General features: G+C 70.0%; 22 protein-coding genes. 12 read left to right on the forward strand and 10 right to left on the reverse strand.

Features of this window, described 5'->3' with window-relative positions:
- Positions 1–39: 39 nt before the first annotated feature.
- Genes kstD through ATK30_RS06400 form a run of 6 tightly spaced genes read left to right on the forward strand, consistent with a single transcriptional unit; the run spans position 40 to position 5,554 of the window.
- Positions 40–1,716, forward strand: a complete 1,677-nt coding sequence (kstD, locus tag ATK30_RS06375; protein WP_101434749.1) for a 3-oxosteroid 1-dehydrogenase — start codon at positions 40–42, stop codon at positions 1,714–1,716.
- Positions 1,713–2,897, forward strand: coding sequence for a Rieske 2Fe-2S domain-containing protein (locus ATK30_RS06380; protein WP_101434750.1), 1,185 nt, complete (start codon positions 1,713–1,715; stop codon positions 2,895–2,897). The genes kstD and ATK30_RS06380 overlap by 4 nt, the downstream gene beginning before the upstream one ends.
- Complete coding sequence (locus ATK30_RS06385; protein WP_101434751.1) at positions 2,894–3,160, forward strand: hypothetical protein; 267 nt, start codon at positions 2,894–2,896, stop codon at positions 3,158–3,160. Before ATK30_RS06380 ends, ATK30_RS06385 begins: the two co-directional genes overlap by 4 nt.
- The gene (locus tag ATK30_RS06390) at positions 3,153–4,187 is read left to right on the forward strand and encodes a ferredoxin--NADP reductase (protein ID WP_101434752.1); all 1,035 of its coding nucleotides are present in this window, start codon (positions 3,153–3,155) and stop codon (positions 4,185–4,187) included. The genes ATK30_RS06385 and ATK30_RS06390 overlap by 8 nt, the downstream gene beginning before the upstream one ends.
- A gap of 11 nt (positions 4,188–4,198) precedes the next feature.
- Positions 4,199–5,059: a MaoC/PaaZ C-terminal domain-containing protein gene (locus ATK30_RS06395; protein WP_101434753.1), complete on the forward strand. Its 861-nt coding sequence runs from the start codon at positions 4,199–4,201 to the stop codon at positions 5,057–5,059.
- 27 nt (positions 5,060–5,086) lie between these two features.
- The gene (locus ATK30_RS06400; protein ID WP_101434754.1) at positions 5,087–5,554 is read left to right on the forward strand and encodes a riboflavin kinase; all 468 of its coding nucleotides are present in this window, start codon (positions 5,087–5,089) and stop codon (positions 5,552–5,554) included.
- Position 5,555: 1 nt separating this feature from the next.
- Here the strand turns inward: ATK30_RS06400 and ATK30_RS06405 are convergent, their stop codons facing one another.
- Positions 5,556–6,113 carry a DUF5134 domain-containing protein gene (locus tag ATK30_RS06405; protein ID WP_101434755.1) on the reverse strand — a complete coding sequence of 186 codons (558 nt, stop codon included), beginning with the start codon at positions 6,111–6,113 and terminating at the stop codon, positions 5,556–5,558.
- A gap of 150 nt (positions 6,114–6,263) precedes the next feature.
- Here ATK30_RS06405 and ATK30_RS06410 point away from each other — a divergent pair, with 150 nt between their 5' ends.
- Complete coding sequence (locus tag ATK30_RS06410) at positions 6,264–6,824, forward strand: dihydrofolate reductase family protein (RefSeq protein WP_101434756.1); 561 nt, start codon at positions 6,264–6,266, stop codon at positions 6,822–6,824.
- Here the strand turns inward: ATK30_RS06410 and ATK30_RS06415 are convergent.
- From ATK30_RS06415 to ATK30_RS06435, 5 genes are read right to left on the reverse strand one after another with little or no spacing between them, the layout of a single operon-like run.
- Complete coding sequence (locus ATK30_RS06415) at positions 6,812–7,984, reverse strand: lipid-transfer protein (protein WP_101434757.1); 1,173 nt, start codon at positions 7,982–7,984, stop codon at positions 6,812–6,814. The two genes, ATK30_RS06410 and ATK30_RS06415, sit on opposite strands and share 13 nt — an antisense overlap.
- Entirely contained in the window at positions 7,981–8,379 is a 399-nt protein-coding gene (locus tag ATK30_RS06420; RefSeq protein WP_101434758.1) for a MaoC family dehydratase, read from the reverse strand. The genes ATK30_RS06415 and ATK30_RS06420 overlap by 4 nt, the downstream gene beginning before the upstream one ends.
- Positions 8,376–9,284 (reverse strand): bifunctional MaoC family dehydratase N-terminal/OB-fold nucleic acid binding domain-containing protein, encoded by a 909-nt coding sequence (locus ATK30_RS06425; protein ID WP_101434759.1) that lies wholly within the window; start codon positions 9,282–9,284, stop codon positions 8,376–8,378. Before ATK30_RS06425 ends, ATK30_RS06420 begins: the two co-directional genes overlap by 4 nt.
- The gene (locus ATK30_RS06430; protein ID WP_101434760.1) at positions 9,281–10,453 is read right to left on the reverse strand and encodes an acyl-CoA dehydrogenase family protein; all 1,173 of its coding nucleotides are present in this window, start codon (positions 10,451–10,453) and stop codon (positions 9,281–9,283) included. Before ATK30_RS06430 ends, ATK30_RS06425 begins: the two co-directional genes overlap by 4 nt.
- A gap of 2 nt (positions 10,454–10,455) precedes the next feature.
- Positions 10,456–11,523: an acyl-CoA dehydrogenase family protein gene (locus ATK30_RS06435; protein ID WP_101434761.1), complete on the reverse strand. Its 1,068-nt coding sequence runs from the start codon at positions 11,521–11,523 to the stop codon at positions 10,456–10,458.
- Between the two features lie 127 nt (positions 11,524–11,650).
- Between ATK30_RS06435 and ATK30_RS06440 the strand changes: the two genes are divergently transcribed.
- Positions 11,651–12,592 carry an alpha/beta fold hydrolase gene (locus ATK30_RS06440; protein WP_101434762.1) on the forward strand — a complete coding sequence of 314 codons (942 nt, stop codon included), beginning with the start codon at positions 11,651–11,653 and terminating at the stop codon, positions 12,590–12,592.
- Between the two features lie 51 nt (positions 12,593–12,643).
- Here the strand turns inward: ATK30_RS06440 and ATK30_RS06445 are convergent, their stop codons facing one another.
- Positions 12,644–13,183: a Uma2 family endonuclease gene (locus ATK30_RS06445; protein ID WP_101434763.1), complete on the reverse strand. Its 540-nt coding sequence runs from the start codon at positions 13,181–13,183 to the stop codon at positions 12,644–12,646.
- Between the two features lie 501 nt (positions 13,184–13,684).
- On the opposite strand from ATK30_RS06445, the gene ATK30_RS06450 reads away from it, so the two are divergent.
- Both ATK30_RS06450 and ATK30_RS06455 read left to right on the forward strand, forming a co-directional pair.
- Positions 13,685–15,328: a TIGR04141 family sporadically distributed protein gene (locus ATK30_RS06450; protein ID WP_101440669.1), complete on the forward strand. Its 1,644-nt coding sequence runs from the start codon at positions 13,685–13,687 to the stop codon at positions 15,326–15,328.
- A 44-nt stretch (positions 15,329–15,372) separates the two neighbouring features.
- The gene (locus ATK30_RS06455) at positions 15,373–15,612 is read left to right on the forward strand and encodes a hypothetical protein (protein ID WP_101434764.1); all 240 of its coding nucleotides are present in this window, start codon (positions 15,373–15,375) and stop codon (positions 15,610–15,612) included.
- Between the two features lie 7 nt (positions 15,613–15,619).
- On the opposite strand, the gene ATK30_RS06460 is transcribed toward ATK30_RS06455, so the two are convergent.
- The gene (locus tag ATK30_RS06460; protein ID WP_101434765.1) at positions 15,620–17,014 is read right to left on the reverse strand and encodes a WS/DGAT/MGAT family O-acyltransferase; all 1,395 of its coding nucleotides are present in this window, start codon (positions 17,012–17,014) and stop codon (positions 15,620–15,622) included.
- A 59-nt stretch (positions 17,015–17,073) separates the two neighbouring features.
- On the opposite strand from ATK30_RS06460, the gene ATK30_RS06465 reads away from it, so the two are divergent.
- Entirely contained in the window at positions 17,074–18,312 is a 1,239-nt protein-coding gene (locus ATK30_RS06465; protein WP_101434766.1) for an alpha/beta hydrolase, read from the forward strand.
- Here the strand turns inward: ATK30_RS06465 and folE are convergent.
- The gene (gene folE, locus ATK30_RS06470) at positions 18,276–18,878 is read right to left on the reverse strand and encodes a GTP cyclohydrolase I FolE (RefSeq protein ID WP_101434767.1); all 603 of its coding nucleotides are present in this window, start codon (positions 18,876–18,878) and stop codon (positions 18,276–18,278) included. The two genes, ATK30_RS06465 and folE, sit on opposite strands and share 37 nt — an antisense overlap.
- 141 nt (positions 18,879–19,019) lie before the next feature.
- On the opposite strand from folE, the gene ATK30_RS06475 reads away from it, so the two are divergent.
- Positions 19,020–19,730 (forward strand): helix-turn-helix transcriptional regulator, encoded by a 711-nt coding sequence (locus ATK30_RS06475; protein WP_101434768.1) that lies wholly within the window; start codon positions 19,020–19,022, stop codon positions 19,728–19,730.
- 121 nt (positions 19,731–19,851) lie between these two features.
- Here ATK30_RS06475 and ATK30_RS06480 read toward each other — a convergent pair whose 3' ends face one another.
- Positions 19,852–20,181: a hypothetical protein gene (locus ATK30_RS06480; RefSeq protein WP_101434769.1), complete on the reverse strand. Its 330-nt coding sequence runs from the start codon at positions 20,179–20,181 to the stop codon at positions 19,852–19,854.
- Positions 20,182–20,428: the final 247 nt, after the last annotated feature.

Below are 20,428 nucleotides of genomic sequence, written 5' to 3' on the forward strand. Positions count from 1 at the left end.
GGCCAGCTTTAGCCGATAACACGTTGCATGTGAGGTGGCATGTCGGACGAGTACGACGTGGTGGTGGCCGGAAGCGGCGCCGCCGGGATGACCGCCGCGCTCGCCGCCGCCCATCGCGGCCTTTCCGTGGTGGTGCTGGAAAAGGCAGCCTGCTTCGGCGGTTCGACCGCCCGCTCCGGCGGGGGCGTCTGGCTGCCCGGCAACCACGCGCTGCGCGCCGCGGGCATCGAAGAACCACCCGAACGCGCGAGGCAGTACCTGGAATCGATCGTCGGCGACGTGGTGCCCGAGCACGTCCGCACGGCCTTCCTCGACCACGGCCCCGAGGTGCTGGAGTTCGTCACACGGAACACGCCGCTGGAGTTCCAGTGGGTCCCGGGCTACAGCGACTACCACCCCGAGGCGCCCGGCGGACGTCCCGGCGGCCGGTCCGTCGAACCGAAACCGCTCGACGGCAAACTGCTCGGCAGCGACCTGGCGCAGCTCGAACCGCCGTACAGCGCACCGCCGCTCGGTGTGCCGATCACCCAGTCGGACTACCGCTGGCTGAGCCTGATCGCCCGGCATCCGCGCGGGTTCGCCCGGATGCTGTCGCTCGGGAGGAAATGGCTGGTCGGACGGGTCCGCGGGCAGCAGCTGCTGTCCATGGGGCAAGCGCTTGCGGCTGGGCTGCGGAAGGGCCTGCGCGACGCGGGTGTCGAGATTCTGCTGGACACGCCGCTGGTCGACCTGCAGGTGGAGAACGACGTCGTCACCGGCATCGTGGCCCGCCGCGACGGCACCGAAACGCTGTTTCGCGCGCGTCGCGGCGTGGTGCTGGCCTGCGGCGGCTTCGAGCACAACGAAGAGATGCGCACCAAGTACCAGCGCGCGCCGATCGGCACCGAATGGACCGTCGGCGCGGCGGCGAACACCGGCGACGGCATCAACGCCGGACTCAAGCTCGGCGCGGCGACCGAACTGATGGACGACGCCTGGTGGGGACCGACGTTCCCGCTCACCGGCGGCCCGTGGTTCGCGCTCGCGGAACGCTCCCGGCCCGGCTGCCTGATGGTCGACGCCCAGGGCACGCGGTTCGTCAACGAATCCGCGCCGTATGTCGAGGCCGTGCACGCGATGTACGGCGACGGCGACGGCCCGGGCAAGCACGTCCCGGCATGGCTGGTGTTCGACCAGCGCTACCGCGACCGCTACCTGTTCACCGGCCTCGGCCCGCGGCAGCCGCTGCCCGGGCGCTGGTACCAGGCCGGGATCGTGGCGAAGTCCGCGACGCTGGCCGGGCTCGCCGAGAAGATCGACGTGCCCGCCGAAGCGCTGGAACAGACCGTCACGCGGTTCAACGGCTTCGCGCGCAAGGGCGTCGACGACGACTTCCAGCGCGGGCTCAGCGCCTACGACCACTACTACGGCGACCCGCGCAACCGCCCCAACCCGAGCCTCGGCGAACTGGCCAAGGCCCCGTACTACGCGGTCCGCGTGGTGCCCGGCGACCTGGGCACCAAGGGCGGGCTGCGCATCGACGAGAACGCCCGCGTCCTGCGCGAGGACGGCACGGTCGTGCCCGGTCTCTACGCGGCGGGCAACACCAGCGCACCGGTGATGGGCCGGACCTACGCCGGGCCGGGCGCGACCATCGGCCCGGCGATGGTGTTCGGCTACCTTGCGGCACAGGCGCTGGCCAACGAAGATCAGACCGGCACGGGAGGCAGGCAGTGACGCCGAAGACCGATGGATCGCAGATCCGCACGATCGACGCCGGGGCGCCCCCGGCGCGGTACGCCCGCGGCTGGCACTGCCTCGGGCTCGCCGACAGCTTCCGCGACGGCAACCCGCACGCCATCCAGGCATTCGGCACGAAGCTCGTCGTGTTCGCCGACACCGCCGGGAAGCTGAACGTGCTCGACGGGTACTGCCGGCACATGGGCGGCGACCTGACCCAGGGCTCGGTGAAGGGCGACGAGGTCGCCTGCCCGTTCCACGACTGGCGCTGGGGCGGCGACGGCAAGTGCAAGTCGATCCCGTACGCCAAGCGGGTTCCGCTGCGGGCGCGCACGCGGGCGTGGCAGGTGCTGGAGGAGAACAAGCAGCTGTTCGTCTGGCACGATCCGGAGGGCAACCCGCCGCCGGAGAACGTCGTGATCCCGCGCGTCGAGGGCGCGTTCAGCGACGAGTGGAGCAACTGGACCTGGGACTCGATCCTGATCGAGAACGCCAACTGCCGCGAGATCATCGACAACGTGGTGGACATGGCGCACTTCTTCTACATCCACTACGCCTTCCCGACGTATTTCAAGAACGTGTTCGAGGGCCACATCGCGACCCAGTACCTCAACACCAAGGGCCGCCCGGACATGGGCATGGCGTCCAATTACGGCGGCGAGGAAAACCTGCTGCGCTCGGAGGCTTCGTATTTCGGGCCCTCCTACATGATCAACTGGCTGGTAAACTCCTTCCAGGGCTTCGAAATCGAGAACGTGCTGATCAACTGCCACTACCCGGTTTCGCCCACGTCGTTCGTGCTGCAGTGGGGCATCATGGTGAAGAAGATGCCCGGCGTTTCCGACGAGCACGCGGACAAGATCGCCGCGAAGCTCGCGAAGGGCATCGGCGTCGGCTTCCTGCAGGACGTGGAGATCTGGAAGAACAAGACCAAGATCGACAACCCCCTGCTGTGCGAGGAGGACGGCCCGGTCTACCAGCTGCGCCGCTGGTACGAACAGTTCTACGTGGACGCCGCGGACGTCACCGAGGACATGACGCGCCGGTTCGAGTTCGAAGTGGACACCACGAAGGCGAACGAGGCGTGGGCGGCCGAGGTGCAGGAGAACCTGGCGCGCCAGCGGGCGGAGGCCGAGGCGGCGGCCGCGTCGGCCCCGTCGGAGGAGGCTGGGGTGTGACGGCCGAAGCCACGGAATTCCTCACCTCCGGGCTGCGGCCGCACGAATGCCGCAGCTGCGGAACCTGTGTGCTGGTCAAGAAAAACAGCCTGAAGCACACCAGCATCCAGTGGACCACCGACGCCGCGACGAGCTGCCCGGTGTTCGCCGCGCACGCCGCGTCGGGCGGCAACACCGCGTTGCTGGACACCTGCGAGAAACTCGCGGACAGCATCGACAACGCGGTGCGGGACGGCGATTTCGGGCAGGTGCGCCATGACTGAGGTCGTCACGCTCACCGTCGCCGAGGTGATCGAGGAGACCGCGGACGCCCGGTCCATTGTGTTCACCGTCCCGGAGGAGCATCTCGACCGGTTCGCCTACTCCCCCGGGCAATTCCTCACGCTGCGGATTCCCAGCGACCAAACGGGTTCCGTCGCGCGCTGCTATTCGCTTTCGAGCGCGCCGCACGAGGGCCGGGTGCAGGTCACGGTCAAGCGGACCGCCGACGGGTACGGCTCGAATTGGGTGTGCGACGAGCTTCGGGTGGGCGCGACGATCGACGTGCTGCGGCCGTCCGGCGTGTTCTGTCCGTCCTCTTTGGATAGCGACTTCCTGTTGTTCGCCGCGGGCAGCGGGATCACGCCGGTGATGTCGATCCTCAAGTCCGCGCTGGAAAAGGGCAGCGGCCACGTAGTGCTGGTTTACGCGAACCGCGATGAACAGTCGGTGATTTTCGCCGCGGAATTGCGCGAGCTGGCCGAGCGGTTCGGCGACCGGCTCACCGTCGTGCATTGGCTGGAAAGCCTGCAGGGCCTGCCGACTGTCGCCGCGTTGCGGGCGCTCGCCCAGCCTTACGCGGGGCGCGAAGCGTTCCTCTGCGGCCCGGCTCCGTTCATGGCCGCCGCACAGGACGCGTTGCGCGAACTCGGCGCGCCGCGGGAACGCGTGCACGTGGAGAAGTTCCACTCGCTCACCGGAAATCCCTTCGCGGACGAACCGGAACCGGTAGACGACACAGGGGACGCCGGCGGCGAGACCACCGAGCTCACCGTAGACCTGGACGGCGAGACCCGGCAGCTGTCGTGGCCGCGGCAGCGGAAGCTGCTCGACCATCTGCTCGCCGAGGGCCTCGACGCGCCGTACTCCTGCCGCGAGGGCCAGTGCAGCGCGTGTGCGTGCCGCATCACCTCCGGCGAGGTGAAAATGCTGAACAACGAGGTGCTGGACGCCGAGGACATCGCCGACGGGATCGTGCTGGCCTGCCAGTCGGTACCGTTGACCGACGAGGTGTCCGTCAGTTACGAGTGAGTGGAGAGCCCGTGCCCATCGACCCCGCGCTCGCGATCGGCGCCGATCTCGGCGAGGTCCCTTTCGCGTGGACGCCGTCCGACGTGCTGCTTTATCACCTCGCCGTGGGCGCGGGCGCGGATCCGGTGTCCGAACGCGAACTGCGCTACACCTACGAGCGCGACCTGCGCGTGCTGCCGACCTTCGCCACCGTCGCGGCGAACCTGCGCACCTTCGAGCCGCCGAAGCTGAAGTTCCCCGGCGTCGACATCGACCTGGCGAAAGTCCTGCACGGCAAGCAAGAGATCGAACTGCACCGGCCGATCCCGGTCGAGGGCAAGGCGGTCGCTCGCACCCGGATCGCCGACGTCTTCGACAAGGGCAAGGCCGCGGTGCTGGTGCAGGAGACCGAGGTCGCCGACGAGTCCGGCGCTCCACTGTGGACAGCCCGGTCCAGCATCTTCGCCCGCGGCGAGGGCGGCTTCGGCGGCGAACGCGGGCCGTCCGACAAGATCGAGTGGCCCGGCCGCGAACCGGACGCGGTGCTCGACGTGCCGACGCTGCCCCAGCAGGCGCTTCTGTACCGGCTGTGCGGCGACCGCAATCCGCTGCACGCCGACCCGGAGTTCGCCAAGGCCGCCGGATTCGACCGGCCGATCCTGCACGGGCTGTGCACGTACGGCGTGGTCGCGAAGGCCGTGGTCGACGCGTTCCTCGACGGCGATCCCGAACGTGTCTCGGCATTCGGGACGAAGTTCGCCGGCGTCGTGTTCCCCGGCGAAAACCTGCGCGTGCGGGTGTGGCACGAAAACGGACGTCTGCTGGTCACGACCACCGCGCCGGAGCGCGACGACGCTCCTGTGCTGGCCGACACAGTGCTGACGCCCCGCTGAGCATCGGGACCGTTATACGGTTGTCCCATGGCGGACGAGCGAGACGGCACCTTCTTCGTGGTGCGCGGGCCAGTCGAGCCGGGCGACAAGCGCGGCCGTGAGCTGGGCTTCCCCACCGCGAACATCGCGCTGCGCGACCAGCGCGGCGAACTCGGCGACGGGGTGTGGGCCGGCTGGGCGGAGCGCGCGGACGGCACGCGCGTGGCCGCCGCGGTGTCCGTGGGCCGCCGCCCGACCTACTACGGGGCCGACGGCTACCGGCTGGTCGAAGCCTTCCTGCTCGACTTCGAGGGCGACCTGTACGGCGAGCGCCTCACCGTCTGGCTCGGCAAGCATCTGCGCAACCAGCAGGCCTACGGTTCCTCGCAGGAGCTGATCGACGCGCTGGGCCGCGATGTCGCCGCGACTCGCGAATGGGTCGCCGCGCACCCCGCGGACGCGCTGCCGAAGCTGGCCGAACTCCCGCCGGACGGCGAAGTCCAGCGCCTGGGCTGAGTCAGACGGCCGCGAGCAGCATGACTCCCATGCCCGCGCCCATCGCGGCGCGGCACAGCGTGCGCGACGCGTGCCCCGGCACCGTCGTGCCGCGCGACCGCATCGCGACCACGCCGGAGCAGACCGCGTCCACCACGAAGTAGGCCGCCGCGGCTATCGCGAGCACCGGCCACGCCAGTTTGGCGTCCATTGTGGACATCGTCAGCCACGGTCCGTGCGCCATTCCGCCGTGCGGCATCGCCGTGACCATGTACAGCATCGCCGCCGCCGACAGCGCGTGATGCGCACAGCTGTGTCCTTCCGAGCGGCCTTGCCAGGCGGACCAGGCGAACCAGCCCGCGGTCAGCACCAGCACCGCCTGCCAGCCCGCCGCCGGGATCGGGCCGCCGACCGGGGACAGCATCGCCACCATCGCCACGACGAGGAGCAGCTCGGCGAGATCGCCGTTGCGCACCCGATGGCCGAGGCGGACGTAATCGAGCCTCACCAGCCGCAGCACGCACGGCAGGGCCAGCAACGCGAACAGTGCGGTGAACAGCCAGGCCAGCGGGACATTCACCTCGGCACCTCACTCCTCTGGACACGCAGCGTCACCTGGTCCTTACCACCGTGACACGCGCCGGGCGCGGGGCACCAGCCAGCAATGAGGTGATCCGCGTTGACCCACAAGGGTTATGCAGCCGGGGGCAAGCCCCGCTACTCTTGTCCGATGCGCCCGCTTCGGTACTCCATCAACATCACGCTGGACGGTTGTTGCGATCACCGGGCCGGCCTCCCGGACGAGGAACTGCACCGGCACGCGACCGAGATCATCGCCAGCGCCGACGCTCTCCTGTTCGGCCGGGTGATCTACGAGATGATGGAAGCCGCGTGGGGACCGTCCGCGCCGGCCGGCGAGCGACCGGACTGGATGCAACCGTTCGCCCGGACGATCGACGCGGCGAAGAAGTACGTCGTGTCGAGCACTCTCGAGCGCGTCGACTGGAATGCCGAACTCGTGCGCGGCGACCTGCGCGAAGCGGTGCTGCGGCTCAAAGACCAGCCTGGCGAGGGTTTGTACACCGGCGGCGTGCAGCTGCCGCTCGCGCTGGCTTCGATGGGGCTGATCGACGAGTACGAGTTCGTGGTGCACCCCCGGATCGCGGGACACGGGCCGACGTTGTTCGCCGGGCTGCCCGAGTACCTCGACCTGAAGCTCGTGGACCGGCAGGAGTTCGCCGCGGGAGCGGTAGCGCTGCGTTACGTGCCGAAGAAGCCTCAGCGAGCCTGAGTCAACACCAGCCCGCTCGTCGGGACGCCGGTTCCCGCCGTGACCACAGCGGTACCGGCGTTCGAGACCTGATTCGCCGCTGTGCCGCGCAGCTGACGGACCGCCTCCGCGATGCCGTTCATGCCGTGGATGTAGGCCTCGCCGAGCTGGCCGCCGTGCGGGTTGAGCGGCAGCTTCCCGTCGAGGGTCAGCGTGTCGCCCGCGATGAAGTCCTTCGCCTCGCCGCGCCCGCAGAAGCCCAGTTCCTCCAGCTGCATCAGCACGTACGGAGTGAAGTGGTCGTACAGCACCGCGACGTCCACATCGGACGGCCCGATCCCGGACTGCGCCCACAGCTGCCGTCCGACCACGCCCATTTCCGGCAGCGCGGCGAGATCGTCGCGGTAGTAGCTGGTCATCACGTACTGGTCCGGTCCGCTCCCCTGCGCCGCCGCCGAAACCACGACCGGTTCCTGCCGCAGGTCGCGCGCGCGTTCGAGGCTGGTGATCACCAGTGCGACGCCGCCGTCGCTTTCCTGGCAGCAATCGAGCAGGTGCAACGGTTCCGCGACCCAGCGCGAGGCCTGGTGCTCCTCCAGCGTGATCGGCCGGCCGTGGAACCAGGCGTTCGGGTTGGTCGCCGCGTGCGCCCTGTCGATGACCGCGATCTTGCCGAAATCCTCGCTGGTGGCCCCGTATTCGTGCAGATACCGCTGCGCGACCATCGCCACCGTCGCGGCCGGGGTCGCGATGCCCATCGGGTAGTGGAACGCATTGTCCACACCGGAGGTGTTCACCTGCTGGGCCGCGGCCGCCGACACCCGCCCGAACCGCATGCCGGACCGTTCGTTGAATGCCCGGTACGCCACCACGACGTCGGCGATCCCGCTGGCGACCGCCATCGCCGCTTGCTGCACGGTCGCCGCCGCCGCGCCGCCGCCGTAATGCACCCGGCTGAAGAATGTCAGCTCCGGGATGCCCAGTTCGCGGGCGAGCGCGATTTCCGCGTTGCCGTCCATGGTGAACGACACCATTCCGTCCACATCGGACGGAGTCAGACCGGCGTCCGCCAATGCGTGGCTGACGCACTCGGCCGCCAGCCGCAGCTCGCTGCGGCCGGAATCCTTGGAGAACTCCGTCGCGCCGATCCCGGCGATGGCGGTGGTCCCGGTGAACGTCATGCGTCCTCCCGCGGCAGCGTCAGCGAAACCGTGCCGGTCACGTGCGCGCCCAGACTGTCCATAGCGGACACTTCGAGTTCGAGGTCGGCACCGTCGCGGGCGGTGACCCGGCCGGTGAAAGTGAGCGTGTCCCCGGCGTAGCACGGCACGCCGAGCCGGATCTTGATCGAGCGGATGAGCGCCTGCGGACCGGCCCATTCGCTCACGTATCGCTGCACGAGCCCGGTGTCGGTGAGAATATTGAGGAAGATGTCCTTCGACCCGCGCGCGACGGCGGCGTCCCGGTCGTGGTGCACGTCCTGGAAATCCCGGGTCGCCAGCGCCGTGCTGATCACGAACGTCGGAGTCGCCTCGAGCACCATCGGCGGCAGTTCGGTCCCGACTGCGGCAGTCATCGCGCCACCTTCCACGCGGGCAGGGTCAATTCGTCGTCGACGCGCACGAACGCGGCGGTCACCGGAAGTCCGATGTGGACCTCGTCCGGCTCGGCGTCCAGCAGTTCGGCCATCACCCGCACGCCTTCCTCGAGTTCCACCAGAGCGACCACGAACGGCAACCGCTTGCCCGGCACCGCCGGATGGTGGTGCACGACGAAGCTGTAGACCGTTCCGCGGCCGCTGGCGACGACGTAGTCCGGAACCGTGTCGAGAGATCCGTCCGGCGGCATCGGGCCGGGCGGATGGCGCAGCACGTCGCCCCAGCGCTGGATGCGCAGTTCGCCCTCGCGCAGGCCGTCCCAGAAGAACTTGGTGTCGTGGCTGATCACCGGCCGCAGCACGGGCGACGGCGGCGGTTCCGGTTCGCGCGGACGGAACTTCAGCACGCGGAACACCATGTCCGCCACCAGTTCCCCGTCGACGTACCAATTCGTCCGGGTGGTGACGAACCAGCCCTCGCCGAGCCCGGTGCGCTTCGGGCCGGTGACGTCCTCCAGCACGTTCGTGGTCGAAACGTGCTCGCCGGGCCGCAGGTAGCGGTGATAGGTCTGCTCGGAGTTGGTGGCCACAATGGACGTATACCCGGCGTCGTCGAGCACCATGAGGATCGCGCCGAGCGGGTCGTCGTCGCCGCGCACGCCGTGCAGCCCCGGCATCGTCCACACCTGCGCCATCGCCGGCGGCGCGACGAGTCCCTTGTGGACACTCGTCTCGGCGAACTCCTCGTCGGTGTAAACCGGATTGGCGTCGCCGATCGCCTCGACCCAGTTGTTCACCATCGCCTGGTTCACCGGATCACGCGCGTACCTCGGCGCGCTTTCGCCCTGTGCGGCGATTTTCGCGGCGGCTTCCTCGATCGTCATCGCGGCACCCTCGGCAGGTTCAGTCCGGCGGAGGCGATCAGTTCGCGCTGGATCTCGCTGACGCCCCCGCCGAACGTCAGCACCAGGTTCCGTTTCGCCAGCACGTCGAGCCATTCGGCGAGTTCCGCGGTGTCCGGGTCGGCGAGGTCGCCGTGCCGCCCGACCAGCTCCTCCAGCAGCCGCCCGATCCGCTGGATCCGCTCGGAGGCGAACACCTTCGTCGCCGACGCGTCGGCGATCTCGACCGACCCGTGCGCCGCTGCCGCCGCGACCTGCCAGTTCAGCAGTTCGTTGACCCGCGCGACCGCGAACGTCTCGGCCAGCACCGCGCGCACGTCCGGAAGGTCGAGCAGCGCCGTGCCGTCCGGGGTCCGGCGCGCCGCCGCCCACGCCCAGACGCGGTCGTGCAGGCCGCCGATCCGCCCGGCCGGGCCGAGCATCACGCGCTCGTGGTTGAGTTGCGTGGTGATCAGCCGCCAGCCGCGGTTTTCCTCTCCCACCAGCATGTTCGCCGGCACGCGGACGTTCTCGTAGAAGGTCGCGTTGACGTGGTGCGCGCCGTCGCAGGTGATGATCGGCGTCCACGAATAGCCGGGGTCGCGGGTGTCCACGATGAGAATCGAGATGCCCTTGTGTTTCGGCGCGTCCGGGTCGGTGCGCACGGCGAGCCAGACGTAGTCCGCGTCGTGCCCGCCGGTGGTGAAGATTTTCTGGCCGTTGATCACGTAATCGTCGCCGTCGCGCACCGCGCGCGTACGCAGGGAGGCGAGGTCCGTCCCGGCTTCCGGCTCGGTGTACCCGATGGCGAAATGCACCTCCCCGGCCAGAATCTTCGGCAGGAACAGGGCCTTCTGTTCCTCGGTGCCGAAGGCCTGCAACGTCGGCCCGACCGTCTGCAGCGTCACCGACGGCAGCTGGACGTCCGCGCGAGCGGCTTCGTCGACGAAGATGTGCTGCTCGATCTCGCCGAAACCGCCGCCGCCGTACTCCTTGGGCCAGCCGACGCCGAGCTTCCCGTCGCGGCCCATCCGGCGCACGACGTCGCGGTACACCTGGCCGTGCCGCTCCCGTAGCAACGCCCGGCGCTCGTCGGCGGTCAGCAGGCCCGCGAAGTACTCGCGCAGTTGCGCCCGCAGTTCCTGTTGTGCGGCCGTCAGTTCGATGTGCATGCTCATCCCGCCACTCGTTCGCCCAGCCGGCCGCGCCGGTGCGCCGCTCCCCCGACGGCGCGGCCGAGGTCCTTCACCGCCGAGGAATACCGATGCAGCGGGTAGGTGCGGTCGACGCCGACGCCGCCGTGCAGGTGATGACAGATCGCCAGCGCGGACGGCGCTTCCTCGGTCAGCCAGTACGCGGCGATGTCCAGTTCGGTGTCCGCGTCCAATCCGGACGCCAGCCGCCACACCGCCGACACCGCGGCCAGGTGCACGGTGCGGGAAGCGACGTAGACGTCCGCGATTTGCTGTGCCACCGCTTGGAAAGTCGCGAGGGGACGGCCGAATTGCGTGCGCTCGCCGACGTGCTGGGCAGTCAACGCCAGCGCTCCGGCGAGCAGCCCGTCGCCGAGCGCGACTGCTCCGGCCAACGCGTAACGGTGCAGCGTCTGCACTGCGTGCCCGGCCGTACGGTCACGCAGGAAGTCCGCTTCGCTCACCCGGGCACCGTCGAACCGCACGGTGTATTCCGGCGTCCCGGTCGCGTTGTACGCGGGCAGCACCTCGACCCCGTCCGCGCGCGGATCCACGAGCGCGACGCCGGTGCCGCCCGGCAACGCGATCGGCGTGAGAATCCGCGCTGCCTCCGCGGCGTACGGCACGTGCGTCTTGACGCCAGTGACCGCCCACGCGCCGTCCGCCGCCGCCCCGCTGGTCCCGGGGAGGGAGGTCAGCGGCGCGGACGGTTCGTGCAAGGCGGCAGTGAGAATGGTCTCCCCCGCTGCCGCGGGCGGCAGGAACTCAGCGCGCTGCGCCGGGGTGCCGAGCGCCTCGATCGGGAGGATCCCGAGCGCCAGCACGGCGTACGCGGGCACGGCCGCCGCGGCCCGGCCCACCTCGGTGAGCACCGGGCCTACGTGGCCGACGCCGAGCCCGTCGCCGCCGAGGTCGGCCGGCAGGGGCAGGGCGAGCAGGCCCGCGTCGGCCAGCGCTTTCCACTGGTCCGCGGGTTCGTCGGCCTTCCCGAGCACTTGCGCGGCGAGCGAGGCGATCTCGCCCTGCGTATCGTCGGGGGTGAAGTCCACTCCGGTCTCCTTCCACCTAGGTGGAACACGTTCTATTTTTAGCCGGTATGGGCTGGCTCGGCAACCCCCAGGACCCGGGGCCGGGCTGTGGATCGACCGGGCGAGCGGAGAGGGGCGGCACGCCGACGTGGGTGCGGAACAAGTTCTCAAATCAGCGCTGGGCGACGTCGGCTGGCAAGCAACGCGGAAGCTCGCGACCATCCCGCCCACCGCGGGCGTCCCGGATCCGAAGCCGCTGTCGCTGCCCGGCCGGGGCCAAACGGTCGTGGTGGACGTCGGCCCGCGGCACGCGCCCACGGTGATCCTGCTGCACTCGGTGGCCTGCACCGGGCTGCTCACCTGGTATCCCGCGCTGGAACGGCTGTCGAAGAACCACCGGGTCGTGGTGTTCGACCAGCGCTGGCACGGCCAGGGCATCCGCTCGCAGGAGTTCAGCCTCGAAGACTGCGCGGACGACGTGGTGGCGGTCGCGGACGCGCTGGGGATCGGCCGGTTCATGGTCGCGGGCTACTCGATGGGCGGCATGGTCGGCCAGCTGACCGCCCACCGCTTCCCAGAGCGGGTCACCGGATTGGTCCTGTGCTCGACGGCGAGCAACTTCCGCCGAGGCATCCGGCAACGCGTGGCGCTCGACCTGTTCGGCCGCACGCTGCACCTGCTGCGCGACCAAGCGCGCATCGGCCTGGTCCCCGGCGAACCCCGCCGCGAACGCCTCGCCCGGCTGGAGGACCACCGGTGGGCACTGGAGGAATTCCGCTCGACGAGCCCCTGGGCGATCGCGGTCGCACTGGACGAGATCGGCCGCTTCGATTCGACGCCGTGGCTGCACACCCTCACCCTGCCGACGGCGGTCGTGGTGACTTCGCGGGACGGGTTCATCGCTCCGGCGCACCAGCGGAGCCTCGCGCGACGGATCGCCGATGCGGCGACGTACGAGATCCCGGCGGGACATACCGCGTGTGTTTTCGCGGCGGACCAGTTCGTGGCAGCGCTGATGGCGGCGTGCACTTCGGTACAGGCGGCGATCGGCGTACAGGAGAGGGCGGCGGAGATCCCGGACTCGGCCTAGCAGTCGTGAGTGGCAATGCCGGTTAGAACCGTGATCGCCACTCACGAGGTCCTAGTACGTCGACACCAGATCCGCCGGACGAAGCTCCATCCGGTACGGCACCTCAAGCCGCACGACCTCGTCGCCTGTCGCCTCTCCGTCCAGCACGTATTCGCCGTCCGCCAGGCGGTAGCAGCTCAGCGTCGGCTCGTTCGGCTCGATCACCCAGTAGTACGGGCAGCCGGCGAGCGCGAGGCGGGCCGGCTTCAGGAAGCGGTCGATGTGCCTGCTCGACGGCGAGACCACCTCGACCGCCAGCACCGGGACGCCGACCAGCGCGCGTTCGGTGAACGTCTCGCGCCGGCCGACCACGACGTCCGGGATCATCACGGTGAACTCGTCGAGCACCACGTCCACCGGCGCGGGGAGGACCTCGCAGTCGGCAGGGCAGACCGGGGTGAGCGCGGCCAGGAGGCGCGCGACCACCCGCTGATGCAGCGGACGCGGGGACGGGCTCACCAGAAGCGTCCCGTCCACCAGTTCGTACCGGCGGTGTTCATCCGAGATCGTCTCCAGGTCCCGACGCGTGAGACGGTCGCCGTGCGCGAACATCGGGACTGTCATCATGCTGCCCCCGCAGGCGGGCCGACCGGAAACGACTCAGCCAGGGTAGTCGGGCACGCGCGGCAGCGCGAACCGCCCCGCGGCGGGCCGCCGACCCGGCCAGCCCATTCGCCGCCGCGCGCGCCCGGCGAATCGCTCACGGTAGGTCACCACAACGCGGAGAAATCGCCTCGGACAGCCCAGTCGTGCCCGGCGAACAGGTTCTTTCGCGGCGGCGGAGCGATTTATCTGAATCGCCATTCCGCGTCCAGTAAACGGCCATCACGGGATCACCTGACCGTTGCCTGGCCTCGCAAAACCCTCGCACAACCCGCTGTGGCGCATCCCGAAAGGAAACCCTATCATCGGCCGTGCGCGCGTCCCGTGAATGGGTGATTCAGCGGAATTTCACCATTTCGCACGCCATTCGCGCTCCGTGATTAACCGGCTGGACCGACGCGGCTCCTAGGCTGATCGGACGTCCCGGAATTCCTTCCTTCGGTGGTGGTCATGCCTGCCCCCAGCCGTCCGGCGTCCCTCTTCCGTCTCGACGGCTCCGCGGCGGAAACCGACCTGCTGACCCCGCTCTCCCCCGAACAGATCAGCGCCGACCGCCCGGTCGACCTGCCCGGCACGCGCGGCCGGCTCGTCGCGGGCGCGTTCCGCACCGAGGCCCCGCAATGGCTGCAGCACGCCGAAGCGCTCGGCGGCGGTCCGCTCGACCTGCCCTCGACGCTGCCCTTCGCCGTGCTGCTCGTGCCGCGCCCGCCGTGGACCTACGCGGTCACCTGGGGCGCGGGCCATCTCGTGCTCAACGACGAACACGTCGAGCAGGGTTTCGGGCTGCGCTTCGGAATCCGCCGGCTCGACCCGTTCGACCTCGGCCTGGTCGCGAGCGCCGCGCTGGACATTTCCGCGCGGGCCACGCAAGTCTCCATTCCGGGCGGCGGCGACCTGTCCGCATTCCGGCTCGAACCGTACGGCGATCTCGTGCACCGGCTCGCCGGTTCGGCGGATCTCACGGACCTGACCTACGGCCGGGTGACCGGCAAGCGCTACCGCATCCGCGTCGGCACCTCGCTGTGGGCGCCGCTGGCCAAGGATCCCGAGGCGTTCCTGGCCGACCTCGACGCGGTCGGAGCCGTGGTCGACGAACCGGACGAGGATTCCGCACTGCGGTTCATTTCCCAGACCCGCCCGATGGACCGGCACCATCCGCTCGTGCCCGAACTCGAACGGCAACTCGCCGAAGCACTCGGCGGCAGCGACGCGCTCGGCCTGGCGTGGCCGTCCAGCGCCGCGAACGACGCGGAGAACGCCGGTTCCTTCCGGATCACCGGCCTCGGCCCCGGCGGCCCGATCCACGTCCCCGGCCGCCTGGAACTGGAGCACCTGACCACGCGGCTCGGCGGGATTCCCGTTGAGCGGCGGCTGAAAGCCCTGCGGGCGGGCCGCATCACGACGTGCGCCGACGAGGCGGGTACGGAACCGACCGGAGCACCGCTGCCCGCCGCTCGCTGGCTGGTGTTCGAGACGACTGTCGAGCACACGCGGTACGTCTACCACCAGTCGCGCTGGTACCGGATCGGCGAGACTTATGTGGCACAGATGCGCGATCAGGTGCGCGATCTGCTGGCACGCAAGCATGTCTGGCCAGAGGTCACGTGGAAACCGAGCGGGCAACCCGATGACGAGCACCGGTACTGCCAGCGAGTCGCCGCTCTCGCGCCGGGATATCTCTGCCTGGACAAGGACTTCGCGAGCACTCCCCTGCATCCGCGGTTCGAGCTGTGCGATTTGCTGGGGCCTGGCGACGAGCTGATCCACGTCAAATGGCTGGGTCGCGCCACCGCGGCGAGCCACCTCTACACCCAAGCATTAGTGTCCGCCGAAGCTCTGCACGACGAGCCGGAAGCGTTGGCGCAGCTGGCCGATAAAGTGTCCACATTGGATCGCGGCCGTGTGCTGGGCGGCGCGCCGGACACCGTGGTGCTCGCCGCCGCCGGACGGGCGTGGAACGTGGACGAGCTGTTCACACTCTCGCAGGTCGCCTTGCTGCGGCTGGACCGGGCGGTGCGCAGCCTGCGCGCGACGCTGAAATTCGCCGACATCCCGCACACGGCGAAGCAACGGCACCGTCGCGGCGGAGGGTGACCAAACGGGCGAAAGCTGACAGCATGGCTCTCCGGATGGGGGCGATGTCTGAAACGTCTGAGAACGACACCGCCGGGCCCGCCGACGCCCGGTCGGCGGCGGCCGAACTCCGCGGTTACGCCGCCGAGTTCGACCGGGCCGCCGACGAGGCGGCCACCAGCCGGGTACGCGGCAAGATCCGGATCGTCGCGAGCGGTTTCGAGAATCACGATTTCGAGGGAGCCACAGCGCTGGCCAGCACGATGGACTCCGACTGCCGGGCCGCGATGCTGCAGTGCTCCTAGCCCCCGGTCACACCGGCGCGGCCTTGCTCAGCTCGTCCAGCGCCTCCGGCAACGCGTCCGCCAGCGGCCACAGATCCTTCACCAATTCCTTGGCCCCGAGCAACCCGACCCCCACCTTGCCGTCGTTCGACAGCACCGTGATGTTGAGCCCCGCCCCGTGGAAGACCGGCCCCAGCGGGTACAGCCCGGTGATCCGCGCACCCAGCAGATACAGCGGCATCGGCGGGCCGGGAACGTTCGAGATGATCAGGTTGTGCACCACCGGATGCCGTTCGGCCAGCCGCAGCGCCGAATACGCGCGCACGGCGAGCCCGAACACCGTCGCCGGGGAGAACTGGGCCCAGTCGGCGAGCATGTCGGCGTCGATGTCGTAATGGTGGTCCTTCGCCCGCCGGTTCGCCTCGGCCAGGAAGAACACGCGCGCGGCCGGATCCGGCAAATGAGTGGGCAGCGAAGCGAAAAAGGCGGACACCCGGTTGCTGCCGCGGTCGCGTTCCGTGCGTTCGTGCACGGACACCGGAACCGTCGCCACCAGCGGGTCGCCCGGCAGTTCGCCTCGGCTCAGCAGGAATTGCCGCAGGGCGCCGGAAACCAGCGCCAGCACCACGTCGTTCACGGTGACGCCGAACGCGTTCTTCACCTGCTTCACCGCATCCAGGTCCAGCTGCGCGAACGCGACTGAACGGTGTCCGGTGATGGTGCCGTTCAGCGAGGTCCGCGGCGCGGTGAACGGCACCGGCATCCCCTTGCCGCGCAATGCTTTTCCGAGCCACCGCGGGACCAGTTCCAGCAGCTCCGGCAGCAGCCGGGCGATCTCGAACGGCCGGTGCAGCAGCGAATCGGCGCTCTCGCGCAGCAGTCGCAGCCGGGTGGGCAGGCCGTCGTTGTGCTGCTCGCCGGCGGGCAGCTCCGGCAGCGGCGCGTCGGGTTCGAGCCCGGCGAGGTAGCCGATCAGGCTGGCCCCGCCGACGCCGTCGACGCTCGCGTGGTGCATTTTCAGCAGCACCGCCAGCCGTCCGTCCGACAGTCCTTCGATCACGTACAGCTGCCACAGCGGATGCGAGCGGTCGAGCCGCTGCCCGGCGATGTGCGCGCACATCTCGGCGAGCTCGCGGTCGTCGCCCGGCGCCGGGAGGCCGATCCGGTGCACGTGGTTGTCGAGGTCGAAATCCTCGTCCTCGACCCACACCGGATGGTTGAGGTTCCAGAGCGGATTGTGGAGTTTGCGGCGGAACGCCGGGATCACCGCGACCCGTTCGGCCAGGCGGCGCTTGAACTCCCCGAACGCGTAGCCGCCGGGCATGGTCGAGCCGTCGAGGGTGAGCAGGCCGCAGACGTGCAGGACCTGCGAGGGCGTCTCCAGGTAGAGGAAGCTCGCGTCCAGCCCGCTCAGTCGCTGCATGTCTTCCAGCGTAAGGCAGAACCCGGGCCGGGGCGCTCGGCGGAGGTAGCATCGGGCAGGTGAAACCGGACTTCGTGACCCGCCGGGCGGCGCAGCTCGGCCTCGCCGCGCTCGCCTTGCGTCCGCCGAAACCGCGGCCGACCTCGATCCCGGTGTTCTTCGCCGGCTGGCTCACCGGCGAACTCGCGCCGCACCTGCTCGCGCTCACCGCGGCCGACACCGCGCAGCACGTCGCGCGCCACGGGGTGCGCCGGCCCAGCGATCGGGTCGGGCTGGCTTTGGCCGGGCTGTCCGCGGCCGGTTTCGCGTCGCTCATCGGAACCTCGCTGAAGGCGCGCCTCGAGGTCGAGGCCGCGCTCGTCGAAGCGCTCGGCGAGGACTACCGGGACCACCTCGAGAACCCTTCGGACTTCTCGACGCCGTGGGGACGCCTGCTGATGCCGTTCCGGATGCACGAGCCGGACGTCGTGCGCGACCGGAATGTCGCGTACGCCCCTGGCGGCAAACGGTTCCTGCTGGACGTCTACCGTCCGCGCGAGCCGGTCCGCGACGCACCGATCCTGCTGCAGATCCACGGCGGCGCGTGGACGATCGGCAACAAGGAACAGCAGGGCCTGCCGCTGATGCGCCACCTCGCCCGCCGCGGCTGGGTCTGCGTGGCGATCAACTACCCGCTCTCGCCCGCCTCGCGCTGGCCCGCGCACATCGTCGCGGCCAAACAAGCGCTCGCCTGGATCCGCGAGCACATCGCCGAGTACGGCGGCGACCCGAGGTTCGTCGCGGTCACCGGCGGTTCGGCGGGCGGGCATCTCGCCGCGTTGCTCGCGCTGAGCCAGAACGATCCGGCGCTGCAGCCCGGATTCGAGGAGGCGGACACGAGCGTGCAGGCCTGCGTGCCGCACTACGGCGTGTACGACATCGCCGCGTCGACCGGCGAAGCGGAAAGCCGCTACCGGCTGGAAAGCCTGATGGCGCGGCGGGTGTTCGCCCCGGAGCACCGGATGGACGACTACCTCGCCGCGTCCCCGATGGACCGCGTCGCCGAGGACGCGCCGCCGTTCTTCGTGATCCACGGCAAGCACGATTCGCTCGTGCCGGTCGCGGAGGCGCGGGAGTTCGTCGCCCGGCTGCGGGCCAAATCCGCCCATCCGGTGGCGTACGCGGAACTCGCCGGCGCGCAGCACGCGTTCGACGTGTTCCCGTCAATCCGCAGCACGCACGTGGTGCGCGGCGTCGAGCATTTCCTCGACTGGGCGCACGCTCAGGCGTTGACGCCGGTCAGCGAGAAGAACTCCTGACGCGAGCGGGCGTCCTCGCGGAGGGTGCCCATGAGGGTGGACGTGACCGTGGACGAGCCGGTCGCCTGCACGCCGCGCAGGGTCATGCAGGTGTGCTCGGCCTCGATCACCACGCCGACGCCCTTCGGCGACAGCTGGTCGCCGAGCCAGCCCGCGATCTGCTTCGTCAGCCGCTCCTGCACCTGCGGACGGCACGCGAAATGCTCGACCACGCGCGCGAGCTTCGACAGCCCGAGGATCCGCTCGCCCGGCAGGTACCCGACGTGCGCGACCCCGGTGAACGGCAGCAGGTGGTGTTCGCAGACCGACCGGACCGGGATGTCGCGGGCCAGCACCAGCTCGTCGTAGCCCTCGTCGTTGGGGAACGTGGTGAGGTCGAACGAGCGCGGCGTGAACAGCTCGGCGTACGCGCGGGCCATCCGGCCGGGGGTGCCGCGCAGGCTCTCCGAATCGAGGCTGATGCCGAGCGCGCGCAGGAAGTCGCCCGCCGCGGTTTCGGCCGCGGCCAGGTCGAAGCCGGGGACGGGCTCGTGGACGACGCGGAGGGCGGTTCCGGACGACTGCATGGGCGATCCTCGGGCTTCGGGGGCGGCGGGACAGGGTTTCGCCGATAAATCTTTGTCTTATTGCCCGGTGGAGTCAATGTGACCAGGTGAACAAGCCAGGTGGCGGGTTCGGGGAACCTCGCTGGGCGTTATCGTGGGTAGGTGACGAGCGACCTGGCGACCATCCGCGCGGTAGCGGCGCTGGACGAGGACCTGCGCCGGGGGATGTACGCCTTCATCCGCGACGCAGGCCGCCCGGTGACGCGCGAGGAGGCGGCCGCGGCGGTCGGCATCTCGCGCAAGCTGGCCGCGTTCCACCTGGACAAACTCGTGACGGCCGGCCTCCTGCGCGCCCGCTACGAGACCGTCGGCGGCGTCCGCAAGGTGGGCCGCGCCCCGAAGGTCTACGAACCGGCGGCGACCGACTTCGCGATCACCATCCCGCCCCGGCACCCGGACGTCCTGGCCGCGATCCTGGTGGACGCGGTCACGTCGGCGGCCCCCGGCGAACCGGCCCGGGACGCCGCCCTGCGCGAGGCCGGACGGCACGGCGCCGCGGCCGGCGCGGCCGAACGCGAACGCTCCCGGCCGGGCAGGCTGGGCACGGAACGCGGGCTGACGCTGACGAGCACGGTCCTGGCCCGGCACGGTTTCGAACCGAACCGCGAGACGCCGGTGTGCCTGCGACTGCGGAACTGCCCGTTCCAGCCGCTGGCGGGCCGCGCGCCGGACCTGGTGTGCGGGATGACGGACCGGTTCCTGAGCGGGGTCGTGGAAGGCCTGCAGGTGCCGGGCGTGTCGACGGCCCGAGTCACGCCACGCGACGGCGGATGCTGCGTGGAACTTCGGGGGACGGAGTCAGCCGGGAGCTGACCGGTTTAGCCTGCGCGCGAGGCAAACGGCGACGTGACCGAACACCGCAAGTGCCGCGAGCACCGACAACCCGAGTCACGCCGCACGACGGAGGGCCCAGTGTCGAGTACGACGGACCGGGTCAGGCCGGAGCTGACCGGGACTCCTTCATCCTGCGCTCCAGGTAGGCGGGAACGTCGCCGAGCTTGACGTGATCGTCGAAAACGCCGGTGCTGTCTTCGAAGACGGCTACGGAGTGATCGGGGACGACCAGGGCATCGAACTCGGTGCCGTCGAGGTCGAAGGAAAGCCACCAGTCCCACGGGGTGGTCGGTGCACGCACCGATTCCGGGTACAGCTCCACGACGACGCTCCGCGCCAGACCGCGGGTTTCGAGGTCGGCTTTCCAGGCTCGGCAGAGGTCGAGCAGGAACGGGCGTTGCTGCGCCCACCTGCTGGGTTCGGACCGCACCCCGGCTCCTGCTCGCGCCCAGCGGCTGCGGGTTCATCGCGAGTCATCGCCGCACTGTGCCAGACAGGTGGCCAGGAGACAGGTCATTTCCTTTCGAGCAAAACCAGCGGCCGGACGACACCGCGCATCTGCCCGGATGCGCGTCGAGCAGGTGCTCCACGACATTCCGGTGTTCCGGCGTGCGGACGGTCGCCAGCACCCGGTCGCCCGCTTCCGGCCATCACCCGTCACGGTGCAGACGGCAGCA

Source organism: Amycolatopsis echigonensis (assembly GCF_002846615.1).
GTDB lineage: Bacteria > Actinomycetota > Actinomycetes > Mycobacteriales > Pseudonocardiaceae > Amycolatopsis > Amycolatopsis echigonensis.

What these genes read in the sequence shown, in the direction of transcription:
- ATK30_RS06400 (WP_101434754.1), top strand. Translation starts at nt 5,087, where the DNA reads ATGGCGGACGAGCGAGACGGCACCTTCTTCGTGGTGCGCGGGCCAGTC.
- ATK30_RS06410 (WP_101434756.1), top strand. Translation starts at nt 6,264, where the DNA reads ATGCGCCCGCTTCGGTACTCCATCAACATCACGCTGGACGGTTGTTGC.
- ATK30_RS06445 (WP_101434763.1), bottom strand. Translation starts at nt 13,183, where the DNA reads ATGTTCGCGCACGGCGACCGTCTCACGCGTCGGGACCTGGAGACGATC.
- kstD (WP_101434749.1), top strand. Translation starts at nt 40, where the DNA reads ATGTCGGACGAGTACGACGTGGTGGTGGCCGGAAGCGGCGCCGCCGGG.
- ATK30_RS06390 (WP_101434752.1), top strand. Translation starts at nt 3,153, where the DNA reads ATGACTGAGGTCGTCACGCTCACCGTCGCCGAGGTGATCGAGGAGACC.
- ATK30_RS06420 (WP_101434758.1), bottom strand. Translation starts at nt 8,379, where the DNA reads ATGACTGCCGCAGTCGGGACCGAACTGCCGCCGATGGTGCTCGAGGCG.
- ATK30_RS06455 (WP_101434764.1), top strand. Translation starts at nt 15,373, where the DNA reads ATGTCTGAAACGTCTGAGAACGACACCGCCGGGCCCGCCGACGCCCGG.
- ATK30_RS06450 (WP_101440669.1), top strand. Translation starts at nt 13,685, where the DNA reads ATGCCTGCCCCCAGCCGTCCGGCGTCCCTCTTCCGTCTCGACGGCTCC.
- ATK30_RS06415 (WP_101434757.1), bottom strand. Translation starts at nt 7,984, where the DNA reads ATGACGTTCACCGGGACCACCGCCATCGCCGGGATCGGCGCGACGGAG.
- ATK30_RS06425 (WP_101434759.1), bottom strand. Translation starts at nt 9,284, where the DNA reads ATGACGATCGAGGAAGCCGCCGCGAAAATCGCCGCACAGGGCGAAAGC.
- folE (WP_101434767.1), bottom strand. Translation starts at nt 18,878, where the DNA reads ATGCAGTCGTCCGGAACCGCCCTCCGCGTCGTCCACGAGCCCGTCCCC.
- ATK30_RS06430 (WP_101434760.1), bottom strand. Translation starts at nt 10,453, where the DNA reads ATGCACATCGAACTGACGGCCGCACAACAGGAACTGCGGGCGCAACTG.
- ATK30_RS06460 (WP_101434765.1), bottom strand. Translation starts at nt 17,014, where the DNA reads ATGCAGCGACTGAGCGGGCTGGACGCGAGCTTCCTCTACCTGGAGACG.